This window comes from Micromonospora sp. NPDC048887 (assembly GCF_040649715.1).
Lineage (GTDB): Bacteria > Actinomycetota > Actinomycetes > Mycobacteriales > Micromonosporaceae > Micromonospora.
In genome coordinates this window covers 82,792-107,962 of sequence record NZ_JBEZGA010000010.1, presented here as the reverse complement: position 1 = coordinate 107,962, position 25,171 = coordinate 82,792, and the positions used below count along the sequence as shown (strand labels likewise).

Genomic DNA, 25,171 nt, shown 5'->3' with positions numbered 1-25,171 from the left:
AGTTGCCCCGTGACGGGCGGGACAACCGGTAATCTCCGTGCAGCATGTGTCTGACGCGACCGAACGGCTGGGGAATGTGACAGGGGATCGGCAGGGACCGCCCGGTGGGCCGCCCCGGCGTCTCGCCGGACGCGCGCTCCTCGCCGCCGCGTCGGCACTGGTCACCGTGGCCGGTCCGCTGGCGCCGCCGGCACACGCCGCGCCCGCCGCCCCGGCCACTGTGGCGCGGCCCTGGGTGGCCCCCGGCGGCCTGCTGCGCACCGACCAGGTACGCGACGAGCAGTGGCAGTTGGAGGAGTTGCGGGCGACGACCGCGTGGCGCACCTCGACCGGGCGCGGCGTGGTGGTCGCGGTGATCGACTCCGGTGTGGACGGCTCCCACCCCGACCTGGTCGGTCAGGTGCTGCCCGGCCTGGATCTGGTGACGCCGGACGGCTCGGACGGCCCGGACCCGGTGGGGCACGGCACCACCGTCGCCGGGCTGATCGCCGGGCGGGCCGACGACGACCGGGGCGTGGTGGGGCTCGCGCCGGATGCCAAGATCCTCCCGGTCCGGGTCCTCGACGCCGAGAACCGCTACGACGACGCGCTGATCATCGCGAAGGCGGTGCGCTGGGCGGTCGACAACGGCGCCCGGGTGGTCAACCTGTCGCTCGGCGGCAGCATCGACAACCCGGCCCTGGCCGCGGCGCTCGACTACGCGTTCGCGCGGGACGTGGTGGTGGTGGCCTGCACCGGCAACCTGGCCACCTCGACGACCACCGAGGTCTGGTATCCGGCCCGGGAACCGGGTGTGCTCGCGGTCACCGGCCTGGAGCGGACCAGCGAGAACCTCTGGTCCGGCTCGATCACCGGGCACGAGACGGTGCTCAGCGCCCCGGCCACCGGGCTCTACGGCGCCCGGCCGGACGGCTACTGGCGGGTGCAGGGGACGAGCTTCGCCGCGCCGCTCGTCGCCGCGACCGCCGCCCTGGTCCGCGCCCGTTATCCGAAGATGTCGGCCGGCGACGTGGTCAACCGGCTGATCACCACAGCCCGGGACCTCGGGCCGACCGGCCGGGACGACCGGTTCGGCTACGGCCTTGTCGATCCGGTGGCCGCGCTGACCGGCGACGTGCCGGGGGTGGGCCACAACCCGCTGGACGACAACGCCTCCCCCGGCGTGGTGGGCTTCGGCCCGGCACCCGGCGAGGGGCGGGACACCCGGGCCGCGGCGGCGGGCCGGGGTGGCGATCCGGTCGGGCGTACGGCGGAGGGCTGGACCGCCCGGCCGGCGGGGCAGACGGAGGTCTGGGCCCCGGAGCGGCTCTGGACCGGCCTGGCCCTGTTCGTCGCGCTCGTCACCGGCACCGCGTTGATGGTGCGGCGGTTCCGGCAGACCCGCCGCTGAACCAGTCTGACCCTGCCCTCAGGTGGGTAGGGGAAGCCCCATGGAGACCACCGGGGCGCCGGTCACGCACCGGTCGTGGCGCGATCGCCGCCTCGACCGCGAGCACTCTCTCGGCCTGCGGCTCACAGTGGCCGCTGTCGCGGCGTTCCTGGTGCTGGTGCCGTTCGCCCTGATCGCGCTGCTGGTGCTCGGCGCCTGGCCGCCCCTGCTGCGGCTGGACGCCTCGATCACCGACGCGTTCCACGGGTACGCGCAGGACCATCCCGTCTGGGTCGACGCGATGACGGTCTGGACGCACGTCTTCGGACCCGGCCCGCTGCGGGTCGCCGCCGTCGCGGTGGTGGTCTGGCTGGTCCGGCGCGGCGCGCCCCGGCTCGCGGTGTGGGTGGTCGTCACCATGGTCACCGGCGGGCTGCTCGGCGCGCTGCTCAAGCTGCTCGTCGGCCGGGACCGGCCGGATCTGCTCGAACCGGTGGCGCGGGCCGCCGGTTACTCGTTCCCGTCCGGGCACGCGCTCAACGCCACGCTGGCCGCCGGCGTGCTGCTGCTGGTGTTCCTGCCGTTCGCACGGGACAGCCGCCGGGGCCGGGTCGCGTTGTGGACGGCCGCCGTGCTGGTCACGGTGGTGACCGGGCTCAGCCGGATCGCGCTGGGCGTGCACTGGACCAGCGACGTGGTGGGTGGCTGGGTGCTCGGGGCCGCCGTGGTGGCCGCGACATCGGCCGGCTTCGCCACCTGGCGCAGCGGCTCCGGGCGGCGGTCCGCGCGTCCGCTGCGTGAGGGGGTCGAGCCGGAGCTGGCCGACCAGGGGCCGGAGGGCGGGCGGGCGTAGCCGGACCCGCGCCGGGGTACAGGCGATGCCATGTCCGATGTCGTGATCCGAGTCACCCGGCGTGTCCTGCTGCCGCTGGTCCTGCTCTTCGCGCTGATGGTGGGCCTGGGCCTGCTGGTGACCCGGGTGCTGGCCCACACGTGGCCGTTCACAGTGGAGGACACGGTCAACCGTGAGCTGGCCGGCGACCGGACGCCGGGCTGGAACGACGTCTCGCTGGTGTTCAGCACGCTCGCCAGCACCCAGATGATCGTCGTGGTGACGGTGCTGGCGGCCCTGGTGCTGCGGCTGGTGCTGCACCGCTGGCGGGAACCGTTGTTCCTGTGCGCGGCGGTGACCGCACAGGCGCTGATCTTCCTGTTCACCACGATGGTCATCGACCGGAACCGTCCGGCCGTGGCACACATGGACGCCTCCCCGCCCACGTCCAGCTTCCCGTCCGGGCACACGTCGGCGGCCACCGCGCTCTACGTCGGTCTGGCGCTGCTGCTGGCGCTGCGGGCACGCAGCACCCCGGCCAAGGCCACCTGGTGGACGCTGCTGGTGCTGGTGCCGATCGGCGTGGCGCTCACCCGGATGTACCGGGGCATGCACCACCCCAGCGACGTGGTCGCCTCGTTCCTCAACGGCGGCGCCTGCGTGGCGATCATGGCGCGGGCGGTCCTCGACCGCACGCTCACCTGGGGCCGCGCCCATCTGCCGCTGTCCCGCTCCGGTGACGAGGCGACACCGGCGGGAGCACCGGTGGGCGGCTGAGCGCCGCCGGCCAGCTCAGGTGCAGTCGCCGGTGGCGACTCCCCGGGTACGCTCCGCGCCCGCCAGCGCCACCGGTCGCGCCTCGGCCGCGGTCACCGCGAAGCCGGTGTTCGGGTCGTCCGCCGCCGCCGCGAAGATCACGCCGAGCACCAGACCGTTCGAGGAGACCAGCGGGCCGCCGGAGTTGCCGCTGCGCACCAGCGCCCGGATCGTGTAGATCTCCCGGTTGACGTCACCGGCCGAGTAGATGTCCGGTCCGGTGATCCGGTCGACGTCCCGGATCCGGGCCGGGCGGGCGTCGTACGGGCCGTCGAGCGGGAAGCCGAGCACGATCGCGTCCGCGCCGGTGGCGGCCGGCCCGGCGGCGAACCGCAGCGACGGTCCGGGCAGCCCCGGCACGTAGAGCACGGCGAGGTCCCGGTCCGGGTCGTAGACGACGACCTCGCCGTCGTACCGCTCGCCGCGCAACTCCACCGCCACCGAGCGGGTGCCGGCCACCACGTGCGCGTTTGTCATCACCCGGTCGTCGGCGTACACGAAGCCGGAGCCCTCGATGCGGCGCGAGCAGCTCGGCGCGGAGCCGAGCACCTTGACCACCGACCGCCTGCTGTTCTGCACGACCTGGGAGTTGGCCAGCGCCGGGTCGGGCGGTGCGACCTGCCGGGCCGGGGTCCTGCCCAGACCGTTGAACACGTCGGGGAAGCCGTTCGTGTCGACGGTGTCCCGCAGGGCGGTGGACAGGTCCTGGGCGCGGTCGGGCAGCACCCGGTCCACCACGGTGAGCAGTGCGCTGTTCTTGACCGAGGCGGCCAGCCAGGGCACCGACGAGGAACCCAGCGGCACCGCCACCAGCCACGCCACCAGCATGACCGCGACGACCGAGATGAACGCGCCGCCGACGTCGTCGATCTTCCGGCCGGTCCGCCCGGTGATGGCGGCCCGCAGGTTGGAGCCGAGCCAGCCGGCCAGCGCCTGCCCCAGCACGGCGAGCCCGAAGATCGCCACCAGGGAGATCAGCACGCGGGTGCCGCTGGCCTCGAACTGCTGGGCGATCAGCGGCCCGACCTGGAGGCCGAGCAGCGCACCCAGGAAGAAGCCGGAGAACGACAGGGCCCCGATGACGAAACCCTGACGGTATCCGCTGATCGCGAACACGAGCATGAGCAGAAGAAGGACGAGATCCACGGCGGACACGCCCCAAGGGTACGGGCACCCTGCCCGCGGTCGGCTCAGCGCTCGCGGAACGTGACCCGGGGATGCGTACGGGTGATCAGCGCACCGGGCTCTCGTCGGCCGTCTCGGTGCCGGCCGAGGGAGCGGGCGTGGCGTCGACCGGCGGCAGATCCACCACCCGGGAGTGCGGCCAGGGCCGGGACCAGCCGCCCATCTCCAGCAGCCGGTCGATCACGCCCGCGGTGAAGCCCCAGACGAGCATCCCGCGCACCGAGAAGGCCGGGCCGATCCAGCCGCTCGGGTGGCGTACCCGCATGCGGTTGTCCGGGTCGACCAGCTCGGTCACCGGCAGCCGGGCCACGTGTGCGACCTCGGCCGGCTCACGCGGATGCACCGGGTGCGGGTCGTGCCACCAGGCGAGCACCGGGGTGACCACGAAGTCGCTGACCGGGATCCAGAGCCGGGGCAGCTCGGCCAGCACCGTGACGCTGCCCGGGTCGAGGCCGACCTCCTCGTTGGCCTCGCGCAACGCGGTGGCGCGGAGGTCGGCGTCCTCCGGGTCGGCCGCGCCGCCGGGGAACGCCGGCTGCCCGGCGTGGTTGCGCAGCGTCGCGGCGCGCTGGAGGACCAGCACGTCCGGCCCGGCACCGGGCTCCTCGCCGAGCAGCACCAGCACGGCACTCTCCCGGCCGCCGCTCTCCGGCGTGACGATGCGGGTGAAGTCCTCCGCCCGCGCGGTGCCGAGCCGGCCCAGCAACGGGTCGAACCATCCCGGCGGGCGTCGGGTCATACCCGCACCCCGAGGTGGCGTTCGAGCAGAGCGGCGAGGCGGGCGTCGTCGAGCGCGCCGGTCGCGTCGGTGTGCCGGATCCGCCCGTCGGCGTCGACCAGCACGGTCAGCGGGAACGCGTTGCGTTCCAGCGCGCGCTGGAACGCGTCGCCCTGGTCGAGCAGCATCGGGAAGTCGACGCCGTAGTCCTCGCCGATGGACTGCGCACCACCGCGGCTGTCCCGGCTGTTCACGCCGATCACCTGGAACCGGCCGTCGGCCCGCTCGCTGAGCCGCTGGAAGGCGGGCAGCTCCTTGCGGCAGGGCGGGCACCAGGACGCCCACACGTTGATCACGGCCGGGCCCTTGACGTCGCGCAGATTCACAGGTGCGCCGCCGGTGAAGCAGTTGAGCGTCAGGTCGGGCAGCTGCTCCCCGGCCTTCCCGGCGGGCGCCGGGGACGCGGCGGCGGGCGCGACGGTCAGCGGGGTGCAGTCGGCGAACGGCGAGGGCCGCTCGGCCCGGGTGGCGGGCGCCGGGCGTTCCGGCTGCTCGGCCGTGGCGGTGCAGCCCGCCGCCGCCAGCAGCAGCGGGACGAGCAGGTACGCGAGCCGGCGCATCACGGCACGTCCGCCGCGGCGGCCTGCTGCGGCACCAGGTCGGGGTCGAGGCCGACGGCGACCGCCAGGTCACGGGCCCGGGGGCCCTTCAGCAGCTTGGCCGCGGCGGCCGGCTCGGTCGGCCCGGTGCCGTACGCGGGGCACAGCTTCGCCAGCGTGCACGCGCCGCAGGCGGGCTTGCGGGCGTGGCAGACGCGGCGGCCGTGGAAGATCACCCGGTGCGACAGCATCGTCCAGTCGCGCTTCGGGTAGAGCGCGCCGATCGCGTGCTCGATCTTCACCGGGTCGGTCTCGGTGGTGAGCTGCCACCGCTGCACCAGCCGCTGGAAGTGGGTGTCGACGGTGATGCCGGGGACGCCGAAGGCGTTGCCGAGGATGACGTTCGCGGTCTTGCGGCCGATCCCGGGCAGGGTCACCAGGTCGTCGAGCCGGCCGGGCACCTCGCCGTCGTACCGCTCGCAGAGCGCCCGCCCGAGGTTGATCAGGGAGCTGGTCTTGTTGCGGTAGAACCCGGTGGGCCGGATCAGCTCCTCCAGCTCGGCGCGGTCCGCCGCGGCGTAGTCGGCGGCGGTGCGGTAGCGGGCGAACAGCTTCGGCGTGACCTCGTTGACCTTCTTGTCGGTGCACTGGGCGGACAGGATCGTCGCGACGGCGAGCTCCAGCGCGTTGGAGTGGTCGAGCTCACAGTGCGCGTCGGGGTGCGTCTCGGTCAGCACCCGGCCGATGCGCCGGGCACGGCGCGTACGGCCGAGGTCGGTCTCGGGGGAGCGCGTGGTCACGTCGGCCAGCCTACGTCGCGGGGCCGACGCTCCGGCGGCTCGGCGCGGCCGGCGTGCGCTCAGCCACCCGCCGGTGCGGTGATCTTGCCGGTTCCGTCGAGCTTCGCGCCGGTGTCCGGGAAGTCGGTCCGGTTCAGCTCGCGGACCAGCCCGAGGCCGCGGTTCTGCCGGTCGACCGACGGACGGCCCACACCGTTCATCACAGTGGAGGTGAACGTGCCGCCGGCGAACTTCCCCTCGGCGGTGAGCGACACCTTGAGCACCCCGCCCCAGCCGAGCCGCCCCGAGCTGTTCAGCGACTTCCCGCCGCCGGCGAAGTTGCCCAGGCTGTACGCGATCAGCCGCCCCTTGTAGAACTCCATCCCGCGCAGCACGTGCGGGCCGTGCCCGATGACCAGGTCGGCGCCCGCGTCGATGACGGTCCGGGAGAAGCGGATCGGGTCGCCGCGGTTCTCGCCGAAGAACATCTCGGTACCCGGCTTCACCCGGGTCTTGTCCGCGCCCTCGGCGCCCATGTGCACCTGCACCACGACGATCTGGGCCGACTCCTTCGCCATCTCGATCACCTGCTTGGCGGCGTCGAGGTCGACCAGGCTGTTCGACCAGGGGTACGACGAGAAGCCCACCACGGCGACCTTGACGCCCTTGACGTCCACCACGGTGATCTCGCCCGGGGCGCCGGTGTGCTTGAGCCCGTGCGCCTCAAGCGCCGACTGGGTGTTCTCGTAGCCCTGCCGGCCGTAGTCGTAGCCGTGGTTGTTGGCCTGGTTGAGCAGCTGGAACCCGGCCGAGCGCAGGTGCGCGGCATAGCCGGGCGGCGCGCGGAACTGGTAGCAGTTCTTCGGCTCCGGGCCGCACTTGCCGGCGCCGGTGTCGTCGGTGAGCGGCTCCTCCAGGTTGCCCATCACCAGGTCGCCCTTGAGCGCCGACTTCACGTCGTCGAAGAAGCCCTTGCCGCCGTTGGGCGGCAGCCGGTCCGGCGCGTTCCCCATGATCACGTCACCGGTCGCGGTGAGCGAGATCGACGGCTCGTTCGCGCCGTCCGGCGCCGCCGGCTGGTCGCCGGTCGCGGGCCCGGCCGAGCCGGTCGACCCGCCGCCCTGGCCCGCCTGCCACCTGGGATCGCCGGACCCGCCGGCCTCACCGCCGCAGCCGGCGACGAAGAGGACGGCGACGAGCGCGGCGAACGCGGCGAGGCGCCGGCCGAGCACCGCGCGACGCGGCCCGGGAGCGGCGGCGGGCGTCCCGGCGACGGCGGCACGGAGGGTACGGGGCACAGAACGGGCGGGAGCGTACATCGTCGGCGACGCTACCGTCCCCGGAACGCCGCGACGAGGGCCGATCGGTCGGAAAACCCGGCGTGTCGAATACGCCGAGCCCACGTCAGCCCGCCCGCCGGTCGGACCACGGCACCACGGTCCCGGTGCCACCGGAGCGCACGGCGGCGTGCACGGCCCGGGCCAGCGGCGCGCCCCAGGCCGAGCGAGGGCCGCCGTAAGCCGCCGGATCGCCCTCGGCCGGGCAGAGCACAGTCACCGCGTCGGTGGGGGTGCCGGTGGCCGGCAGTCCCAGTTCCCAGATCGCCTGCGCCTTCGCCTCCGTGGCGGTGGCCACGGCGTTCACCAGTGCGGCCTCGCTCAGCCGCACCGGCACGTACGCGACGATGTTGACGGTACCGACGTGCTGCGCGGGCCGGACCGGGCCGGATGCGGCGTGCGGGGCCGGGCCGGATGCGGCGTGGGCCGGCTCGGGCGCGGCGGCCCACACCGGCGTGCCCAGGCCCACAGTCGCCCAGACCCGGACGCCGCCGTCGGTGCGGCGCACCATCTCGGTCACGTCCACGCCGGTCAGCAGCCCCACACCGGGGCCGTCCAGGCCGAGGCCGTCCGCCAGGTCGGCCAGGTGGGCGGCGGGGTCGTCCCGGTCGTACGACATCGGCACCGTCGCGTTGAGCACCCACCCGCGGACGCCGATCCCCCCGCCCAGCGGCGCGGAGCCGACCGCCAGCAGCGGCCTCTCGGCCCGCCACACCAGCAGCGGGATGTCCCACCCGGTTTCGGACCGGCTGGTCAGGAACGGCTCACACAGCACGCCGGTCACCCTACGATCACAGGTGGGAACGGGTGGCGCCGGGCCGGGCCGAGTGCGGGATCTTAGCTGCTCACCAGGTCCGGTGGGTTACGCCCAACGATCAAGATTCCAGGGGTGCACCTCTGATTCCTACTCATGTGCGCCTAGACTGGCGGCGCGCGAGGGATCAGCGGACGGCGGACCCGGCCGACGGACGGCACGCGCAGGCGGAGGTGCGCGATGGACGAGGTACTGGCCCGCAGCGGGATCTTCCAGGGTGTCGACCCGGAGGCTGCCGAGGCGCTCGCCAAGGAGATGGAGACGATCGAGGTCCGCAAGGGCGAAATCGTCTTCAACGAGGGCGAACCCGGCGACAGTCTCTACATCCTCCTGTCCGGCAAGATCAAGGTTGGTCGCCGCGCGGCGGACGGCCGGCAGAACCTGATCGCCGTGATGGGCCCGTCGGACATGGTCGGCGAGCTGTCGCTGTTCGACCCCGGTCCGCGTACGGCGACGGCCACGGCGGTCACCGACACCCGCCTGGTCCGGCTGCGCAAGCAGGCCCTGCGGCCGTGGCTGAACAACCGGCCCGAGATCGCCGAGCAGCTGCTGCGGGTGCTGGCCCGCCGGCTGCGCCGCACGAACGACTCGCTCGCCGACCTGATCTTCACCGACGTGCCCGGGCGGGTCGCCAAGAACCTGCTCCAGATGGCCGGCCGGTTCGGCACCCGCGACGGCGGCGTGCTGCGCGTGACGCACGACCTCACCCAGGAGGAGATCGCCCAGCTCGTCGGTGCCTCCCGGGAGACCGTCAACAAGGCGCTGGCCGACTTCGCCTCGCGCGGCTGGCTGCGGCTGGACGGCAAGAGCATCATCATCCTCGACCCGGAGCGCCTGGCCCGCCGCGCGCGGGTCTGACCTCCGTACCGGCTTCCCGGCCCGGCCCGCCTCAGCGTGGAGCCGGGCCGCTGCCGTCTCTGCCCGCCGCAGAATCGTTTGGCCCTCCCGGACCGGTGACGCCAGGCTGGGACGATGCCTGATCGCGTCGCCGTCCTCTCCGACATCCACGGTGTGCTGCCCGCCCTGGACGCCGTCCTGGCCGAGCCGGACGTGGCCGCCGCCGAGCTGATCGTCCTCACCGGCGACCTGGCGGCCGGTCCGCAGCCGGTCGAGGTGCTGGACCGGTTGGCTGCGCTCGGTGACCGGGCGTGCTGGGTCGGCGGGAACGCCGACCGCGAGCTGGTGCAGGCGCGGGCCGGCCGGCCGGCCCCCGTCGCCGTGTCGAACTGGGCCGCCGGGCAGCTGCGCGACGACCAGGTGGCCCGGCTGGCCGCGCTGCCGCCGTCCGTCACGGTGCCGGTCACCGGGCTGGGCGAGGTGCTGTTCTGCCACGCGACCCCGCGTGACGACGAGGAGGTAGTGCTCGTCGACTCCCGGCTCGACCGCTGGGCAGAGGTCTTCGCCGGCCTGCCGGCCGAGGTCGGCACGGTGGTCTGCGGGCACACGCACATGCCGTTCACCCGGCTGGTCGACCGCCGCCTGGTGGTCAACCCGGGCAGCGTCGGCATGCCGTACGGGGGCGCCGGCGCCTGGTGGGCGCTGCTCGGCCCGGGCGTGCAGTTACGCCGGACCCGCTTCGACGTGGACGCTGCGTGCGCCGCCGTCGCCGCGGGTTCGGCGTTCCCGGACGCCGAGGCCTGGGCCGACGAGTACGTCCGCTCCCGCCACTCCGACGCCGACGCCCTGGCCGTCTTCGCACCGCGCGACGGCCGCTGACCCGGGTCACCCGGGGATCGACCGTCCTGTCTGGACCGGGACATCGCGATCCGCGACGCTGGGATAGCGTGAGGTGATGGACCGGCGGTATCGGATCCTCCTCGTCTCCAGCAGCGGCGGGGTCCTGCTCGATCTGCTCGCGCTCCGCCCGTGGTGGGAGCGGCACGACCCGGTGTGGGTGGCGGTCCGCGCCCCCGACACCGAGGTGGCGCTGGCCGGGCAACGGGTGCACTGGCAGCCCGAGCTGTCGACGCGCACTCGGTGGCAGGTGCTGCCGGCGGCCTGGCGGGCCCTGCGGCTGCTGCGCCGGGAGCGACCCGACGTGGTGGTCTCGGCCGGCACCGGCGTGGCCGTCGGCGTCTTCCTCGCCGCCCGCCTGCTCAGGGTGCCGTCGCTGTGGCTGGAGACGTTCAACATGACCGGGCCCGCCGGGGCCGCCGCGCGGCTCTGCTCCCGCCTCGCCGCCGCAGTGCTGGTGCAGCGACCCGCCCTGCTGGCGTCCCGGCCCCGCGCGGTCCTCATCGGGGAGCTCTACTAGTCATGGCCCGCCTCCTGGTCACCGTCGGCATGGGCCCGTGGCCGTTCGACCGCCTGGTCGAGGCCGTCGCACCGCTCTGTGCCGCGCACGAGGTGTTCGTCCAGACCGGCACGTCGGCGGTGACCCCGCCGTGCCCGCACGCCCCGTTCCTGCCCCTGGACGACCTGCGGAGTCGGCTGGCCGCCGCCGACGTGGTGATCACCCACGCCGGGAACACGGTGCGGCTGGTCCAGCGGCTCGGCCGGGTGCCGGTCGCGGTGGCCCGGGAGGCGGCACGGGGCGAGATGGGCAACGACCACCAGGTCGACTACCTGCGCGCGGAGGATCGCTCGGGCCGGGTGGTGGCGGTGTGGGACGTGGCCGAACTGCCGGCCGTGGTGGCCGAGCATCCGCAACGGCAACAGCTGCTGCTCGCGGAACGCCCGTTGCCCGGCCCGGTCGACGGCGAACGCCTGGCCGCCACTCTGGACGCGCTCTGCGCCCGGCTGGTCAAATGAGCCGGGCCGACGAGGCGACGCACCGGGCGGGTGTACGGCCCTTCGCCACCCACCCGCTACGCCGGTACGCGTTCGCCTGGGACGCGCTGTCCGGCCGCACCGGCCGGCACCTCGATCTGGGCTGCGGCACCGGAGACTTCCTCGCCGTGCTGCACGAACACGGCACCGTGACCTGCGAGGGCGCCGACCCGCACCCGGGCTACCTCGCCGAGCTGGCGGCCCGCCACCCGGATCTGCCGCTGCACCGGCTCGGGGTCGGCGAGCCGCTGCCGTTCGCCGACCGCCACTTCGACTCGGTGAGCCTGCTCGACGTGCTGGAACACGTGCCCGACGAGACCGCGCTGCTGGCCGAGACGCACCGGGTGCTCGCCCCCGACGGGCTGCTGGTGCTCACCGTTCCCCGGCGGCACGTCTTCACCTTCCTCGATCCCGACAACGCCAAGTTCGACTTCCCCCGGCTGCACCGCCGGATCTACTCGTGGCGGTTCGGGTCGCAGGTGTGGCACAGTCGGTTCGCCGACCTCTCCGACAACCTGCGCGGCGACATGTCGGTCGGCCGGGACCGGCACACCAACTACCGCACCGAAGACCTGCTCGGCCTGCTGCGCGCGACCGGTTTCACCCTGGCCACTGTGACCGGCGCCAACCTGTTCTGGCGGTGGTTGCAGATCCCGGCGCTGCTCACCGGCGGCCCGGTGCGCCGCCTGCTGGAGCGCGGCATCCACCTCGACGGCCGGCTGTTCCGCTCGGCCAACCTCTTCGTCATCGCCCGGAGACTGCCGTGACCGTCGCCGACACCGCCCGCCTCGCCTGGTTCTTCGGCCGGCTCGCCGTCAAGGAACGGTTCGCGCCCCGGCTGCACGTACGGCCACTGGTCGCCGAGCTGTTCCTCACCGACAACTGCAACCTGCGCTGCACGAGCTGCGGCTGCTGGACCACGAACACCAAGGGTGAACTCTCCACCGACGAGTGGCGCGACGTCCTGCGTCAGCTCGTCGCGCTGCGCATCCACAAGGTCAACTTCACCGGCGGCGAGCCGCTGATCCGGCCGGACGCGCTGACCCTGATGGCGTACGCCCGCGAGGTGGGGGTACGCCACCTGCATCTGAACACCAACGGCATCCGTCTCACCCCGCCCGTGCTGGACGAGGTGCTCGCCGCGGGCGTACGCAGCTTCAACGTCTCCGTCGACGGCCCGACGGCGCTTGTGCACGACCGGATCCGCGGGCGGCTCGGCGCGTTCGAGACGACGACCCGGCACCTGCGGAACCTGATCGCCGCCCGGGACCGGCTCGGTCTGAAGGTACGGATGAACTTCACCGTCATGCGGGACAACGTGGACAGCCTGCCCGGCATCGCGGCGCTGGCCCAGGAGCTGGGCGTGACGCTCTATCTCAACCTCGTCACCGACCGGACGTTCCTGTTCCGCACCGACGCGGTCACCGACCAGACCGACGTGGCGGGCGACCGGCTCGACGCGGCGCTGGCCGAGCTGGAGGCGATGGCCCGGGCCGACCGGCGGTGGTTGCCGCGTTACTCGGAGCTGCGTTACCTGCGTGGGCACTTCGACGACCTCGTCCAGCGCGACCTGCCGTGCGCCGAGTCGCAGCTCAAGTTGATGGTGCACTCCCGGGGGGAGATCGGCGGCTGCTGGGCCCACGATCCGACCGCCTCGGTCCGGCAGCGCCCGATCGCCGAGATCGTCGACGCGCCGGAATACCGTGCCGAGCACGCGCGGCTGTTCCGCAAGGAGTGTGTCGGCTGCGGCAGCAACTACAGCCTCAACCTGCGCTGGCGGCCGGGCACCTACCTGGCCGACCGGCAGTGGCTGCGGGGGCGGCGCAGTCTTGCCTGAGCCGATGCGCCCGAGCCAGCCGCTGTACGACGCGCTGGCGTCCGGCTACGAGGAGCACTTCGCGGTGCCGCACCGGCGTGCCTACGACGACCTGGCGTGGGAGCGGGTGCTCGCGTTGGTGCCGCCGGGCGCCCCGGTGGTGGACGCCGGTTGCGGCGTGGGCCGGTGGGCGCGGCGGCTGCTCGACCTCGGCCATCCGGTGACCGGCGTCGAACAGGCGCCGGGGATGGTGGCCGAGCTGCGCCGCCGGCCGCCCGGTTCCGGCTTCACACTGGTCGAGGGTTCGATGACGGAGGTGACGCTGCCGGCTACGGCCGGCGCGGTGCTGGCGATGGGTTCCCTGCAGTACACAGCCGATCCCGAGCGGGCGGTCCGGCACCTGGCCGGGTGGTTGCGTCCGGGCGGGGTGCTGGCCGTGCTTGTCGACTCGCTGGTGGGCCTGGTCCTGGAGCTGGTCGGTGCGGGCCGGGATGACGAGGCGGTGGACCGGCTGGCCCGCCGGCGGGGTGTCTGGCGTGCCGAGGGGCACGCCGCCGACCTGCACCTGCTGGACCGGGCCCGGTTGGAGGCCGCGTTCCGCGCCGCCGGCCTGGTCGAGATCCGCAGCGCCGGGCTGCTGGTCAGCGCCGCCGCGCTGGGGCGGGCCGGGCTGGCCGGACGGCTGGACGCCGACTGGGACGCGCTGTTGGAGCTGGAGCGACGGCTGGGCGACGCCCCGGTCCTCGCCGACGCCGGCAAGCAGCTCCTGGTGACCGGTCGCCGCGCGCCGGGGTGACCGCCCGTCCCGGTTCAGTCCAGGCAGCGGCGGAGCGCGGCGACGACCCGTTCCGCCTGTTCCACTGTGAGCTCCGAGGACATCGGCAGGGCCAGCGCCTCAGCGTCCAGCCGTTCGGTCACCGGTAGGCGCTCACCGCCGCCGAGTGGGCCACTGTGGATTGCCGCGAAGTAGGGCTTGGTCCGCACGCCGAGTGCGGCCAGCCGCGTCGCCACGCGGTCGCGCCGGGCGAAGCGACCAACCCAGTGCACCCAGCAGTGCCGGTCCCCGGGGCGTACCCGCTGGACCTCCACCGGCAGGGCGGACGCCGCGGCGGCGTAGACCTCGGCCACCTCGCTCCGGCACCGGACCAGCGTGTCCAGCTCCGCGAGCTGGTCGACCGCGACGACGGCGTGCAGCTCGTTCATCAGCTCGGAGCGGGTCCAGCCGGCCGGTGCGGCGAGGACCGCCTCGGCGGCGTCGGTGGGCAGCACCAGCGCACCGCCGGCGCCGCCGGCCGACACCACCTTGGCGAAGCTCATCGAGTACGAGTGCGACAACGCCTGCTGTGCCACCGGCCGCCCCTGGTGCAGGCTGCCGAGGGCCGCGGCGGAGTCGGCCAGCAGGGCCACCCCGGCGGGGTCGCAGACCGCCCGCAGGGCCGGGTAGTCGCACGGGTTGCCGAACGTGTCGACGCAGAGCACCACTCGTACGCCGCCCCGCTCGATCGCGGCGGCGACGGCCACCGGGTCGATCGTCCAGGTCGCGGCGTCCACGTCGACGAAGCGCAGTCTGTAGCCGAGTTGGACCAGGATCTCCGCGGTCGCGGGGAAGGTGTAGGACGGCAGCACCGCCACGTCGCCGGGGCGGGCCGGGCCGACGGTGGCGGCCACCATGATCCGCAGGGCGGCGGTCCCCGAGGCGGTGACCAGCACCCGATGGTCGTCGTCGAGTTGCAGCTCCTTGCCGAGGCGTTCGGTCAGCTCGCGCGTCCACCGGTTGCCGTGCTTGACCTCCCCGCTGACGAGCGCCTCCTGCTGGCGGGCGACGACCGTCTCGGGGTGTGCCGGCGGGGGCGGTACGACGACCGGCAGCGGCGGCCGGAACAGGGGTGCCCGGTCGTCGTCGACCTCGGCCACCAGCTTCGCCAGGGCCGGGTGGAGCGGCTCGACCCGGTGGCCGGCGGCGGTCAGCTTGTCGGTGACCACCAGGCCGGAGCTGTCCGGCGCCGGGCGCGGCATGGTCAGCAGCGGCGCCGACGAGCCGCACAGGTCCCGGATCCAGGTGGCGAGGTCGGTCAACGGCACCGGTTCCCCGCCCACGTTCCATACGCCGGGGTCGATCCCGCGCAGGAGGAGCCGGGCGAGGGTGTCGGCGGGCAGGAAGCTGCGTACGGTGTCCGCGGTGACCGGCAGCGGCAGTCCCTGGCGGGCCCGGCGGACCAGCCGGGTGGCCACCCGGTGCTGGCCCGGGCCGAAGACGTTCGCGAGCCGGAGCACGGTCAGCCGGTCGGGCGGGATCGCGTCCGCGACGAGTCGTTCCTGCGCGAGCTTCGCCATCGCGTACGTCCACCGCCCTGTGGGGTCGGCGTCGGCCATCGCCCGGGCCAGTGGGGCGGCCCGCCACGGCGGGCAGGGTTCCCGGGCGAGGTCGCGCACGCGGGCGCACCAGCTGTCGAGTTCCCCGGCGGACCACGGCAGGTCGGGCGTGGTGTCCTCGGTGAGCGGGCCGGACGCGGCGCCGTAGACCTCGACGGAGGAGGTGAGCACCACCTGGCGTCCGGCCAGGCGGGGCAGGAGCCGGGCGGTGCTGACCGCGTTGTCCAGCGGCAGAGTCCAGGGGTGGCGGGGCCGGGGGTGGCTCGCGCCGAGCAGCACCACGACGATGCCGGGCGGCAACTCGGGTGGTTCGGCGGTGAGCAGGTCCGCCCTGATCCAGTCGAGGCCGGCGGCGGTGTTCGCCTCGGCGGGTGGGTGACGGTCCACGGTGGTGACTCGCGCGCCGGCGGCCAGCAGCACCTCGGCGGTAGCCGTGCCCAGGAAACCCGCCCCTCCGACGAGCACAAATTCATTCATGTTGTGCCTCCCCGTGATCCAGCACGATATCGCGGATGACGGCCGCGCGGAGGTGTCGGATAGCGGTCCGGGTTCGACGTCGGGGACGGCCAAAAAAGTCAGGCTTGACTGTTTGTTTTGGGCGGGGCAGGCTGTCTGCGTGTCGAGCCGAGTTCCACAGCAGGAGCGCAGCCGGGCCACCCAGGCCCGGTTGCTGGAGGCGACCGTCGAGTGCCTGGTGGAGCACGGCTGGTCCGGCACCACGACGACTGTGGTGGCGGCCCACGCCGGCGTCTCCCGGGGCGCCCAGTTGCACCACTACCCCACCAAGGCCGCGCTGGTGACCGCCGCCGTCACGCACCTGACCGAGCGCCGGGCGGCCGAGCTGCGCGCCGAGGCGGCGGTCCTGCCGTCCGGGCCGCAGCGCCTCGACGGAGTGGTGGACCTGCTCGCCGCCTCGTTCACCGGCCCGCTGTTCGCGGCAGCGCTGGAGCTGTGGGTGGCCGCCCGCACCGACGCCGAGCTGCGCGCCGCGCTGGTGCCGCTGGAGGCGCGGATCGGCCGCGAGATGTACCGGCTCACCGTCGAGCTGCTCGGCGTGGACGAGCGCCAGCCGGGGGTGCGCGAGTCGGTGCAGGCCACCCTCGACCTGCTTCGCGGCCTCGGCGTGGCCAACCTGCTCAGCGACGACTCGCCCCGCCGTTCCGCCCTGCTGAGCACCTGGAAACGCCAGCTCGCCGCGCTGCTCACCCCCGAGAGCCGGCGGCACTGATCACCTGACGCCCCACCCCCGCCCGGAGGCACAATGGTCGACCTGACAGCCCTGCTCGCGGACCTGGCCGCCGAGTCCGAACAACTCGACGCGCTCGTCGCGGACCTGCCGCCGGAGGGATGGGAGCGGCCGACACCGGCCCCGGGCTGGACCGTCGCGCACCAGATCGCGCACCTGGCCTGGACCGACCACGTCGCCTACCTGGCGGCCACCGACGAGTCGGCGTTCTTCGCCTCGGTCATGGCCGCGCCGGACCCGTCGCGTCTGGTCGAGGACGGCGCCGAGTCCTTCCTCGCACCGGCGCCCGCGCTGCTGGCCCGCTGGCGTGCCGGCCGGTCGGCGCTCGCCGGGGCGCTCGCCGCCGTCCCGGCCGGGCAGAAGATCCCCTGGTACGGCACCAGCATGTCGCCCACCTCGATGGCGACCGCCCGGCTGATGGAGACGTGGGCGCACGGCGAGGACGTCGCCGACGCGCTGGGTGTCACCCGTACCCCGACCGGGCGCCTGCGCCACATCGCGCACCTCGGCTTCCGTACCCTCGGGCACGGCTTCGCAGCCCACGGCCGCGAGGTGCCCACGGCGCCGGTGCGGGTCGAGCTGACCGCGCCCACGGGCGGCGACGTGTGGGAGTTCGGTCCGGCCGACGCGGCCGACCGGGTGACCGGCCCGGCGCTCGACTTCTGCCTGCTCGTCACCCAGCGCCGGCACCGCGCCGACCTGGCCCTGACGGCCACCGGGCCGGTGGCCGACGAGTGGCTGGACGTGGCCCAGGCGTTCGCCGGCCCGCCCGGCGACAAGCGGGAGCCGGCGGACGGGGGCCCGGCATGAGCGAACGCACCGAGCGAAGCGAGGGCCGTGAGAGCATGCCCGACCGGCCCGCCATGAGCGTGCTGCGGATCGGGAACGCGTCGGGCTTCTACGGCGACCGCTTCGCCGCCTGGCGGGAGATGATCGACGGCGGCGAGCTGGACGTGCTGACCGGTGACTACCTGGCCGAGCTGACCATGCTCATCCTCGGCCGCGACCGGATGCGTGACCCGTCGCTGGGCTACGCGAAGACGTTCCTGCGCCAGCTGGAGGGCGTGCTCGGCACCGCGCTGGAACGCGGCGTCACGCTCGTCACGAACGCGGGCGGCCTCAACCCGGCGGGGCTGGCCGACGCGATCAAGTCGCTCGGCGACCGGCTCGGCCTCCAGGTCCGGGTCGGGTACGTCGAGGGCGACGCGATCCAGCGGCCGGACGCGCTGACCGCCAACGCCTACCTGGGCGCGTTCGGGATCGCGGCCTGCCTCGACGCGGGCGCGGACGTGGTGGTCACCGGGCGGGTCACCGACGCCTCGCTGGCTGTCGGCCCGGCGATCGCCCGCTTCGGCTGGACCCGCGACGACCTGGACGCGCTGGCCGGCGCCACGGTGGCCGGGCACCTGATCGAGTGCGGGGCGCAGGTCACCGGCGGCAACTTCAGCTTCTTCACCGAGTTGCCGGACGGCGGGCACCGGCCCGGCTTCCCGATCGCCGAGCTGCACCCGGACGGCTCGTCGGTGCTCACCAAGCACGCCGGCACCGGCGGCGCGGTCACCGTCGAGACGGTCACCGCCCAGCTGTTGTACGAGGTGGGCGGGCCGGACTACCTCGGGCCGGACGTGGTGACCCGGCTGGACACGGTACGGCTGGAGCAGGAGGGCCCGGACCGGGTACGCGTGTCCGGGGTACGCGGCACGCCGCCGCCGGACACGCTCAAGGTGGGCGTCAACAACCTGGGCGGCTTCCGCAACTCGATGACGTTCGTGCTGTGCGGGCTGGACATCCCGGCCAAGGCGGCGCTGGTCCGGGGCCAGATCGAGGAGTCGGTCGGCACGGAGGGGCTGGAGTTCACGCTGGCCCGCACCGACCACCCGGACACCGGCGACACGGAGGCGGCGAGCGCGCTGCTGCACGTACACGTGCGGGACGGCGACAAGTCGCGGGCCGGGCGGGCGTTCTCGGCGGCGGCGGTGGAGCTGGCGCTGGCCTCCTACCCGGGCTGCACGCTCACCACGCTGCCCGGCGACGCGACGCCGTACGGCGTGTTCACCGCCGACACGATCGCGCAGGACGCGGTCGAGCACGTGGCGGTGCTGCCCTCCGGCGAGCGGGTGCCGATCGCGCCGCCTACGGTGACGAGCGGTTTGCAGGGGGCCCTTATACAACACGAGGCGTTAACAGGGGGCCCTTCCTTGCACGACACCCGGCGGGGGGCGCTGGGTGAGCTGGTCGGCGCGCGGTCGGGCGACAAGGGCGGCGACGCCAACCTGGGCGTCTGGGCGCGTACCGATGCGACCTGGCCCTGGCTGCGCGACTGGCTGAGTGTGGAACGGCTGGCCGAGCTGCTGCCGGAGACCGCCGCGCTCACCGTCGAGCGGTACGAGCTGGCGAACCTGCGCGCTGTCAACTTCGTGATCCGAGGCCTGCTCGGGCAGGGCGTGGCCGCCTCCACCCGGTTCGACCCCCAGGCCAAGGCCCTCGGGGAGCTGCTGCGCTCCCGGGTGGTCGACCTACCGACGGAGGCACCCGCATGACCATCGTTGACACGCCGGAACGCCGGCAGCTGCGCGAGCTGACCCGCTCGTTCGTCACCCGGGAGGTGCTGCCGCACCTGTCCGACTGGGAGCGGGCCGGCGAGCTGCCCCGGTCGCTGCACGAGACCGCCGCGAAGATCGGCCTGCTCGGCATCGGCTTCCCTGAGTCCGTCGGCGGCAGCGGCGGCGACCTGCTCGACTCGATGGTGGTCACCGAGGAGATCATCCGCTCGGGTGGGTCGTCCGGGCTGGTCGCCGCGTTGTTCACGCACGGGATCGCGCTGCCGCACATGGTCGAGACCCAGGACGAAGGGCTGATCGACAGGTACGTCCGGCCGGCGCTCGCCGGGACGATGATCGGTGCGCTGGCGATCACCGAACCGGACGGCGGCTCCGACGTGGCGGGCATCCGCACCTGCGCGGTCCGCGACGGCGACCACTACGTCGTCAACGGGTCCAAGACGTACATCACCAGCGGGGTCCGCGCCGACTTCGTCACCACTGCTGTCTGCACCGACTTCCCCGGCTCGGGCTCGGTCAGCCTGCTGGTGATCGACAAGGGCACGCCCGGCTTCACGGTGGGCCGGCGGCTGGAGAAGCTGGGCTGGCACTGCTCCGACACCGCTGAGCTGTCCTTCGTCGACGTCCGGGTCCCGGTGACGAACCGGGTCGGCCCGGAGGACACCGGTTTCCTCGCCATCATGCAGCAGTTCGCCAACGAGCGGATCTCGCTCGCCACCCAGGCGTACGCGACCGCGCAGCGCTGCGTGGACCTGACGGTGCGGTGGTGCCGGGACCGCCAGACGTTCGGCCGGCCGCTCGTCGGGCGGCAGGTCGTCCGGCACAGGCTGGCCGAGATGCACTCCCGTACCGAGGCGGCGCGGGCGTACGTGCACGAGGTCGCCGAGCGGGTCGCCGCCGGGCAGCCGGTGGTGACCGAGGTGGCGGTCGCGAAGAACGTGGCGGTGTCCGCGTGCGACTTCGTCGTCGACGCGGCGCTGCAACTGCACGGCGGTTTCGGCTACATGCGTGACGCCGAGGTGGAGCGGCACTACCGCGACGCCCGGCTGCTCGGCATCGGCGGTGGCGCCACCGAGATCATGAACGAGATCATCGCGAAGGGCATGGGCCTGTGAGCACGACAGTTCTGCAGAGCACGATCGACCCGTCCGCGCCCGCCTTCACCGCCAACCGGGAGGCGCTGCTGGAACGCCTCGCCGAGCTGGAGGAGGCACTCGACCAGGCCCGGGGCGGTGGCGGCGAGAAGTACGTGACCCGCCATCACGGTCGCGGCAAGCTGCTGCCCCGGGAGCGCATCGAGCTGCTGCTCGACCCGGACAGCCCGTTCCTGGAGCTGTCGTCGGTGGCCGCGTTCGGCACCGACTTCCCGGTCGGCGCCAGCACCGTGACCGGCATCGGCGTGGTCGAGGGCGTCGAGTGCCTCATCGTGGCGAACGACCCGACGGTACGCGGCGGCGCGATCAACCCGTGGTCGCTGGCGAAGACCCGGCGGGCGGGTGAGATCGCGGCGGCCAACCGGCTGCCGATGGTGAACCTGGTCGAGTCGGCCGGCGCGGACCTGCCCACCCAGGCGGAGATCTTCATTCCCGGCGGCCGGGTGTTCCGTGACCTGACCCGGCTGTCGGCGCAGCGGATCCCGACAGTGAGCGTGGTCTTCGGCAACGCCACCGCCGGCGGCGCGTACGTGCCGGGCATGTCGGACTTCACCATCATGATCCGCGACCGCTCGCAGGTCTACCTGGCCGGACCGCCGCTGGTGAAGATGGCCACCGGCGAGGTCACCGACGACGAGTCGCTCGGCGGCGCGGCGATGCACGCCACCACGTCCGGCCTGGCCGACTTTCTCGCCGAGGACGAGCGCGACGGCATCCGGCTGGCCCGGCAGTGCGTCCGCCGGCTCAACTGGCGTAAGCAGGGCCCGGCGCCGCGCAACCCGGATCCGTTGCCGCCCCGGTACGACCCGGAGGAGTTGCTCGGCATCGCCAGCGCCGACCTGAAGGTGCCGTTCGACCCGCGCGACGTGCTGGCCCGGGTGCTCGACGACAGCGCGTTCGACGAGTTCAAGCCCGGCTACGGCACCGCGCTCGTCACCGGCTGGGGTGAGCTGCACGGCTACCCGGTCGGTGTGCTGGCGAACGCCCGGGGCGTGCTGTTCAGCCAGGAGGCGCAGAAGGCGGCCCAGTTCATCCAGCTCGCCAACGCGGCGGACACGCCGCTGATCTTCCTCCAGAACACCACCGGCTACATGGTCGGCACCGAGTACGAGCAGCGCGGCATCATCAAGCACGGCGCCATGATGATCAACGCGGTGTCGAACTCGAAGGTGCCGCACCTGACCGTCAACCTGGGCGCCTCCTACGGCGCCGGCAACTACGGCATGTGCGGCCGGGCGTACGAGCCGCGGTTCCTCTTCACCTGGCCGAACGCGAAGTCGGCGGTGATGGGCCCGGCGCAGCTCGCCGGTGTGCTGTCCATCGTGGCCCGGCAGGCGGCCGCCGCCCGGGGACGCGAGTACGACGAGGACACCGACGCCGCCATGCGGATGATGGTCGAGCAGCAGATCGAGTCGCAGTCCGGGGCGCTGTTCCTGTCCGGGCGGCTCTACGACGACGGCGTGATCGACCCCCGGGACACCCGTACCGTCCTCGGGTTGTGCCTGTCGGCGATCCACAACGGACCGGTGAAGGGCGCCGACGGTTTCGGCGTCTTCCGGATGTAGGGGGCGTACCCAAATTGATCACGAAGCTCTTGGTTGCGAACCGGGGGGAGATCGCCCGCCGGGTCTTCGCCACCTGCCGCGCCCTCGGCGTGGCCACCGTCGCCGTGCACTCCGACGCGGACGCCGACGCGCCGTTCGTGGCCGACGCCGACCAGGCCGTCCGGCTACCAGGCAACACACCGGCCGAGACGTACCTGCGCATCGACGCCATCCTGGACGCGGCCCGGCGCTCCGGCGCTGACGCCGTCCACCCCGGCTACGGCTTCCTGGCCGAGAACGCCGAGTTCGCGGCGGCGGTGACCGACGCGGGCCTGACGTGGGTCGGCCCGTCGGCGAAGGCGATCGCCGCGATGGGCGACAAGATGGCCGCCAAGGCGCTGCTCGCCGACGCGGGCGTGCCGATGCTGCCCACCTGGACCGACCCGGCCGAGGTGACCGCCTTCCCGGTGCTGGTCAAGGCCTCCGCCGGCGGCGGCGGCCGGGGCATGCGGATCGTCCGCGACGCGGCCGGGCTGGCCGAGGCCGTCGCGGGCGCGCGCCGCGAGGCGGCGGCGGCGTTCGGTGACGGCACGGTCTTCATCGAGCGGTACGTGGAACGCGGCCGGCACGTCGAGGTGCAGATCTTCGGCGACGCCCACGGCACCGTCGTGGCCCTCGGGGTACGCGACTGCTCCATCCAGCGCCGCCACCAGAAGATCGTCGAGGAGGCGCCGGGCGTGCTGCCCGACGACGTGCGGGCGGCGCTGCACGAGGCGGCGGTGGCGGCCGGGCGGGCCGTCGACTACGTCGGTGCCGGCACGGTGGAGTTCCTGCTGGCGCCGGACGGTCAGGTGTACTTCCTGGAGATGAACACCCGCCTCCAGGTGGAGCACCCGGTCACCGAGCTGACCACCGGGCTGGACCTGGTCCGGCTGCAACTGCTCGTCGCCGAGGGCGAGCCGCTGCCGGTCACCGCCACACCGCCGGCCGACGGCCACGCCATCGAGGTACGGCTGTGCGCCGAGGACCCGGCCCAGGGTTTCCGTCCGGCCACCGGCACGCTGCACCGGTTCGCGATCCCCGGGGTGGCCGCCGAGTTCGGCCCGGCCCGGGGGCTGCGCCTGGACTCGGGTGTGGTGGACGGCTCGACGGTGAGCGTGCACTACGACTCGATGCTGGCGAAGCTCGTCGCCTGGGCGCCCACCCGCACCGAGGCGGCCCGGGCGCTGGCCGGCGCACTCGCCCGCGCCGAGCTGCACGGCGTGGCCACCAACCGGGACCTGCTGGTCCGCGTGCTGCGCAGCCCGGAGTTCGCCGCCGTGGACCTGGACACCGGCTTCCTGGACCGGCACCCGGAGGTGTTCGAGCCGCTGCTCCCCGCCGAGCAGCTTCCGGTTGCGGCACTCGCGGCGGCGCTCGCCGGGGCCGCCGCGCGCCGGGCGGTCGCGCCGGTGCTGGCCGGTCTGCCCTCGGGCTGGCGCAACGTGCCGTCCTTCCCGCAGGTCACCCGCTTCACCGGCCCGGGTGACGAGGAGATCGAGGTGCACTACCGCCTCGACCGCACCGGCGCCCTCGCCGAGTGGGGAAGGAAGGGCCCCCTCTTAACGGATCCGGTAGAGGAAGGGTCCCCTGTTAACACCGAGCTGCCGGTGGTCGAGCTGGTGGCGGCCGCCCCGGACCGGGTGGTGCTCGACGTCGACGGGGTGCGGCTGGCCTTCCGCGTACACCGGGCGGGGTCGTCGGTCTTCGTAGACGGCCCGGACGGGGCGGCGAGCCTCACCGAGCTGCCCCGCCTGCCCCTGCCCACCGCGGAACTCGCGGCCGGGTCGCTGCTCGCGCCGCTGCCCGGCGCGGTGACCCGGGTGCACGTCGAGGTCGGTCAGCGGGTCGCCGCCGGTGACCTGCTGCTGACGCTGGAAGCGATGAAGCTCGAACATCCCGTGCTCGCCCCCGCCGACGGCGTGGTGACGGAGCTGCCGGTACCGGCCGGCGGCCAGGTCGAGACGGGTGCCGTACTTGCCGTGGTGGACCCCGAGGAGGACCCGCAGTGAACTTCGACCTGACCCCCGAGCAGGACCAGCTCCGCGACGCGGTGCGGGAGCTGGGCCGCAAGTACGGCCACTCCTACTTCGTGTCGAAAGCGAAGGCCGGTGAGCACACCACCGAGCTGTGGCACGAGGCCGGCCGGCTGGGCTACCTGGGCGTCAACATCCCCACCGAGTACGGCGGCGGTGGCGGCGGCATCACCGACCTGACGCTCGTCTGCGAGGAACTGGCGGCGGCGGGCTGCCCGCTGCTGCTGCTCGTGGTCTCCCCCGCCATCGCCGCCACGATCATCCACAGGCACGGCACGGAGGAGCAGCGCAAGAAGCACCTCCCCGGTCTCGCCGACGGCTCCCAGAAGATCGTCTTCGCGATCACCGAGCCGGACGCCGGTTCGAACTTCCACCGTCTCGCCACAGTGGCCCGCCGTGACGGCGACGACTGGCTGCTCAGCGGCCGGAAGATCTACATCTCCGGGGTGGACGAGGCGGGGCACGTGCTCGTGGTCGCCCGCACCGAGGACGCGTCCACCGGCAAGCTCAAGCCGGCCCTGTTCATCGTGCCGACCGACGCGCCCGGTTTCGAGAAGTCCAAGCTGGACATGGAGATCCTGTCGCCGGAGAACCAGTTCCTGCTCTTCCTCGACGACGTCCGGCTCCCCGCCGACGCGCTCGTCGGCGAGTCGCTGGACGCCGGCCTCCCGGCGCTGTTCGCCGGGCTCAACCCGGAGCGCATCACGGTGGCCGCGATGGGTGCCGGCACCGGCCGGTACGCGATCGACAAGGCCAGCGACTACACGTCCACCCGCAAGGTGTGGGGCGGGAACTCGATCGGCTCCCACCAGGGCGTGTCGCACCCGCTGGCACACGCGGCCGTCCAGGTCGAGCTGGCCCGGCTGATGATCTACAAGGCGGCCACGCTCTACGACGCGGGCCGCGACCTGGAAGCCGGCATCTCGGGCAACATGGCCAAGTACGCGGCGGGCGAGGCCGCCGCACTCGCCGTCGACACCGCCGTGCAGGCGCTCGGTGGAGCCGGCATGACCACCGAGTACGGCGTGTCGACGCTGCTCGGCGCGGTACGCGCCGGACGGATCGCGCCGGTGAGCCGGGAGATGATCCTCAACTTCGTCGCCCAGCACGTCCTCGGTCAGGACAAGTCCTACTGACCCACCCGTCCGGTGAGTGGAACGTCATGGGTGTCTCCGGCCCGCTTT

The 25,171-nt window shown here is 73.6% G+C and carries 24 protein-coding genes; 17 read left to right on the top strand and 7 right to left on the bottom strand.

The annotated features are described in order from the left end of the window. The first annotated feature begins 76 nt into the window (after positions 1 to 76). The 3 genes from mycP to AB0C17_RS17350 are packed head-to-tail and all read left to right on the top strand — an operon-like array spanning position 77 to position 2,978. Positions 77 to 1,390, top strand: coding sequence for a type VII secretion-associated serine protease mycosin (mycP, locus tag AB0C17_RS17360; protein ID WP_357479339.1), 1,314 nt, complete (start codon positions 77 to 79; stop codon positions 1,388 to 1,390). Between the two features lie 40 nt (positions 1,391 to 1,430). Next, positions 1,431 to 2,222: a phosphatase PAP2 family protein gene (locus AB0C17_RS17355; protein ID WP_357479337.1), complete on the top strand. Its 792-nt coding sequence runs from the start codon at positions 1,431 to 1,433 to the stop codon at positions 2,220 to 2,222. A gap of 30 nt (positions 2,223 to 2,252) precedes the next feature. After that, positions 2,253 to 2,978, top strand: coding sequence for a phosphatase PAP2 family protein (locus AB0C17_RS17350; RefSeq protein ID WP_357468783.1), 726 nt, complete (start codon positions 2,253 to 2,255; stop codon positions 2,976 to 2,978). Positions 2,979 to 2,993: 15 nt separating this feature from the next. Here the strand turns inward: AB0C17_RS17350 and AB0C17_RS17345 are convergent, their stop codons facing one another. The 6 genes from AB0C17_RS17345 to AB0C17_RS17320 form a co-directional block, all read right to left on the bottom strand. Then, positions 2,994 to 4,172: a MarP family serine protease gene (locus tag AB0C17_RS17345; RefSeq protein ID WP_357468780.1), complete on the bottom strand. Its 1,179-nt coding sequence runs from the start codon at positions 4,170 to 4,172 to the stop codon at positions 2,994 to 2,996. Between the two features lie 76 nt (positions 4,173 to 4,248). Next, positions 4,249 to 4,941: a CoA pyrophosphatase gene (locus tag AB0C17_RS17340; RefSeq protein ID WP_357385435.1), complete on the bottom strand. Its 693-nt coding sequence runs from the start codon at positions 4,939 to 4,941 to the stop codon at positions 4,249 to 4,251. After that, the gene (locus AB0C17_RS17335; RefSeq protein ID WP_357479334.1) at positions 4,938 to 5,543 is read right to left on the bottom strand and encodes a TlpA disulfide reductase family protein; all 606 of its coding nucleotides are present in this window, start codon (positions 5,541 to 5,543) and stop codon (positions 4,938 to 4,940) included. The genes AB0C17_RS17340 and AB0C17_RS17335 overlap by 4 nt, the downstream gene beginning before the upstream one ends. Continuing rightward, entirely contained in the window at positions 5,540 to 6,319 is a 780-nt protein-coding gene (gene nth, locus AB0C17_RS17330; protein WP_357479331.1) for an endonuclease III, read from the bottom strand. Before nth ends, AB0C17_RS17335 begins: the two co-directional genes overlap by 4 nt. A 59-nt stretch (positions 6,320 to 6,378) precedes the next feature. Then, the gene (locus AB0C17_RS17325) at positions 6,379 to 7,596 is read right to left on the bottom strand and encodes a CapA family protein (protein ID WP_357479328.1); all 1,218 of its coding nucleotides are present in this window, start codon (positions 7,594 to 7,596) and stop codon (positions 6,379 to 6,381) included. A gap of 106 nt (positions 7,597 to 7,702) precedes the next feature. Continuing rightward, a complete protein-coding gene (locus AB0C17_RS17320; protein WP_357469060.1) occupies positions 7,703 to 8,410 on the bottom strand; it encodes an adenosylcobinamide amidohydrolase in 708 nt (235 codons plus the stop codon). Between the two features lie 219 nt (positions 8,411 to 8,629). Here AB0C17_RS17320 and AB0C17_RS17315 point away from each other — a divergent pair, with 219 nt between their 5' ends. From AB0C17_RS17315 to AB0C17_RS17285, 7 genes are all read left to right on the top strand, one after another. After that, complete coding sequence (locus AB0C17_RS17315; RefSeq protein ID WP_007466162.1) at positions 8,630 to 9,307, top strand: Crp/Fnr family transcriptional regulator; 678 nt, start codon at positions 8,630 to 8,632, stop codon at positions 9,305 to 9,307. Positions 9,308 to 9,421: 114 nt separating this feature from the next. Further along, entirely contained in the window at positions 9,422 to 10,165 is a 744-nt protein-coding gene (locus tag AB0C17_RS17310; protein WP_357468771.1) for a metallophosphoesterase family protein, read from the top strand. Between the two features lie 76 nt (positions 10,166 to 10,241). Next, positions 10,242 to 10,703: a glycosyltransferase gene (locus AB0C17_RS17305; protein ID WP_357385424.1), complete on the top strand. Its 462-nt coding sequence runs from the start codon at positions 10,242 to 10,244 to the stop codon at positions 10,701 to 10,703. Between the two features lie 2 nt (positions 10,704 to 10,705). Beyond that, positions 10,706 to 11,200 (top strand): hypothetical protein, encoded by a 495-nt coding sequence (locus tag AB0C17_RS17300; protein WP_357479325.1) that lies wholly within the window; start codon positions 10,706 to 10,708, stop codon positions 11,198 to 11,200. Further along, the gene (locus tag AB0C17_RS17295; protein ID WP_357479322.1) at positions 11,197 to 11,985 is read left to right on the top strand and encodes a methyltransferase domain-containing protein; all 789 of its coding nucleotides are present in this window, start codon (positions 11,197 to 11,199) and stop codon (positions 11,983 to 11,985) included. The genes AB0C17_RS17300 and AB0C17_RS17295 overlap by 4 nt, the downstream gene beginning before the upstream one ends. Continuing rightward, positions 11,982 to 13,055: a radical SAM protein gene (locus tag AB0C17_RS17290; RefSeq protein ID WP_357385418.1), complete on the top strand. Its 1,074-nt coding sequence runs from the start codon at positions 11,982 to 11,984 to the stop codon at positions 13,053 to 13,055. The genes AB0C17_RS17295 and AB0C17_RS17290 overlap by 4 nt, the downstream gene beginning before the upstream one ends. Positions 13,056 to 13,059: 4 nt before the next feature. Beyond that, the gene (locus tag AB0C17_RS17285) at positions 13,060 to 13,830 is read left to right on the top strand and encodes a class I SAM-dependent methyltransferase (protein ID WP_357385416.1); all 771 of its coding nucleotides are present in this window, start codon (positions 13,060 to 13,062) and stop codon (positions 13,828 to 13,830) included. Between the two features lie 14 nt (positions 13,831 to 13,844). Here the strand turns inward: AB0C17_RS17285 and AB0C17_RS17280 are convergent, their stop codons facing one another. Beyond that, entirely contained in the window at positions 13,845 to 15,884 is a 2,040-nt protein-coding gene (locus AB0C17_RS17280) for an aminotransferase class I/II-fold pyridoxal phosphate-dependent enzyme (RefSeq protein ID WP_357385415.1), read from the bottom strand. Between the two features lie 139 nt (positions 15,885 to 16,023). Here AB0C17_RS17280 and AB0C17_RS17275 point away from each other — a divergent pair, with 139 nt between their 5' ends. The 7 genes from AB0C17_RS17275 to AB0C17_RS17245 are packed head-to-tail and all read left to right on the top strand — an operon-like array spanning position 16,024 to position 25,123. Beyond that, a complete protein-coding gene (locus AB0C17_RS17275) occupies positions 16,024 to 16,635 on the top strand; it encodes a TetR/AcrR family transcriptional regulator (protein WP_357385413.1) in 612 nt (203 codons plus the stop codon). A 33-nt stretch (positions 16,636 to 16,668) separates the two neighbouring features. Further along, positions 16,669 to 17,463 carry a TIGR03084 family metal-binding protein gene (locus tag AB0C17_RS17270; protein WP_357468752.1) on the top strand — a complete coding sequence of 265 codons (795 nt, stop codon included), beginning with the start codon at positions 16,669 to 16,671 and terminating at the stop codon, positions 17,461 to 17,463. A 53-nt stretch (positions 17,464 to 17,516) separates the two neighbouring features. Further along, positions 17,517 to 19,193 (top strand): acyclic terpene utilization AtuA family protein, encoded by a 1,677-nt coding sequence (locus AB0C17_RS17265; RefSeq protein ID WP_357479460.1) that lies wholly within the window; start codon positions 17,517 to 17,519, stop codon positions 19,191 to 19,193. After that, a complete protein-coding gene (locus AB0C17_RS17260; RefSeq protein ID WP_357385409.1) occupies positions 19,190 to 20,329 on the top strand; it encodes an acyl-CoA dehydrogenase family protein in 1,140 nt (379 codons plus the stop codon). Before AB0C17_RS17265 ends, AB0C17_RS17260 begins: the two co-directional genes overlap by 4 nt. Then, entirely contained in the window at positions 20,326 to 21,933 is a 1,608-nt protein-coding gene (locus AB0C17_RS17255; RefSeq protein ID WP_357385408.1) for a carboxyl transferase domain-containing protein, read from the top strand. The genes AB0C17_RS17260 and AB0C17_RS17255 overlap by 4 nt, the downstream gene beginning before the upstream one ends. A gap of 14 nt (positions 21,934 to 21,947) precedes the next feature. Continuing rightward, positions 21,948 to 23,963: a biotin carboxylase N-terminal domain-containing protein gene (locus tag AB0C17_RS17250; protein ID WP_357385406.1), complete on the top strand. Its 2,016-nt coding sequence runs from the start codon at positions 21,948 to 21,950 to the stop codon at positions 23,961 to 23,963. Further along, positions 23,960 to 25,123: an acyl-CoA dehydrogenase gene (locus tag AB0C17_RS17245; RefSeq protein WP_357385404.1), complete on the top strand. Its 1,164-nt coding sequence runs from the start codon at positions 23,960 to 23,962 to the stop codon at positions 25,121 to 25,123. Before AB0C17_RS17250 ends, AB0C17_RS17245 begins: the two co-directional genes overlap by 4 nt. The last annotated feature ends 48 nt before the right edge of the window (positions 25,124 to 25,171 follow it).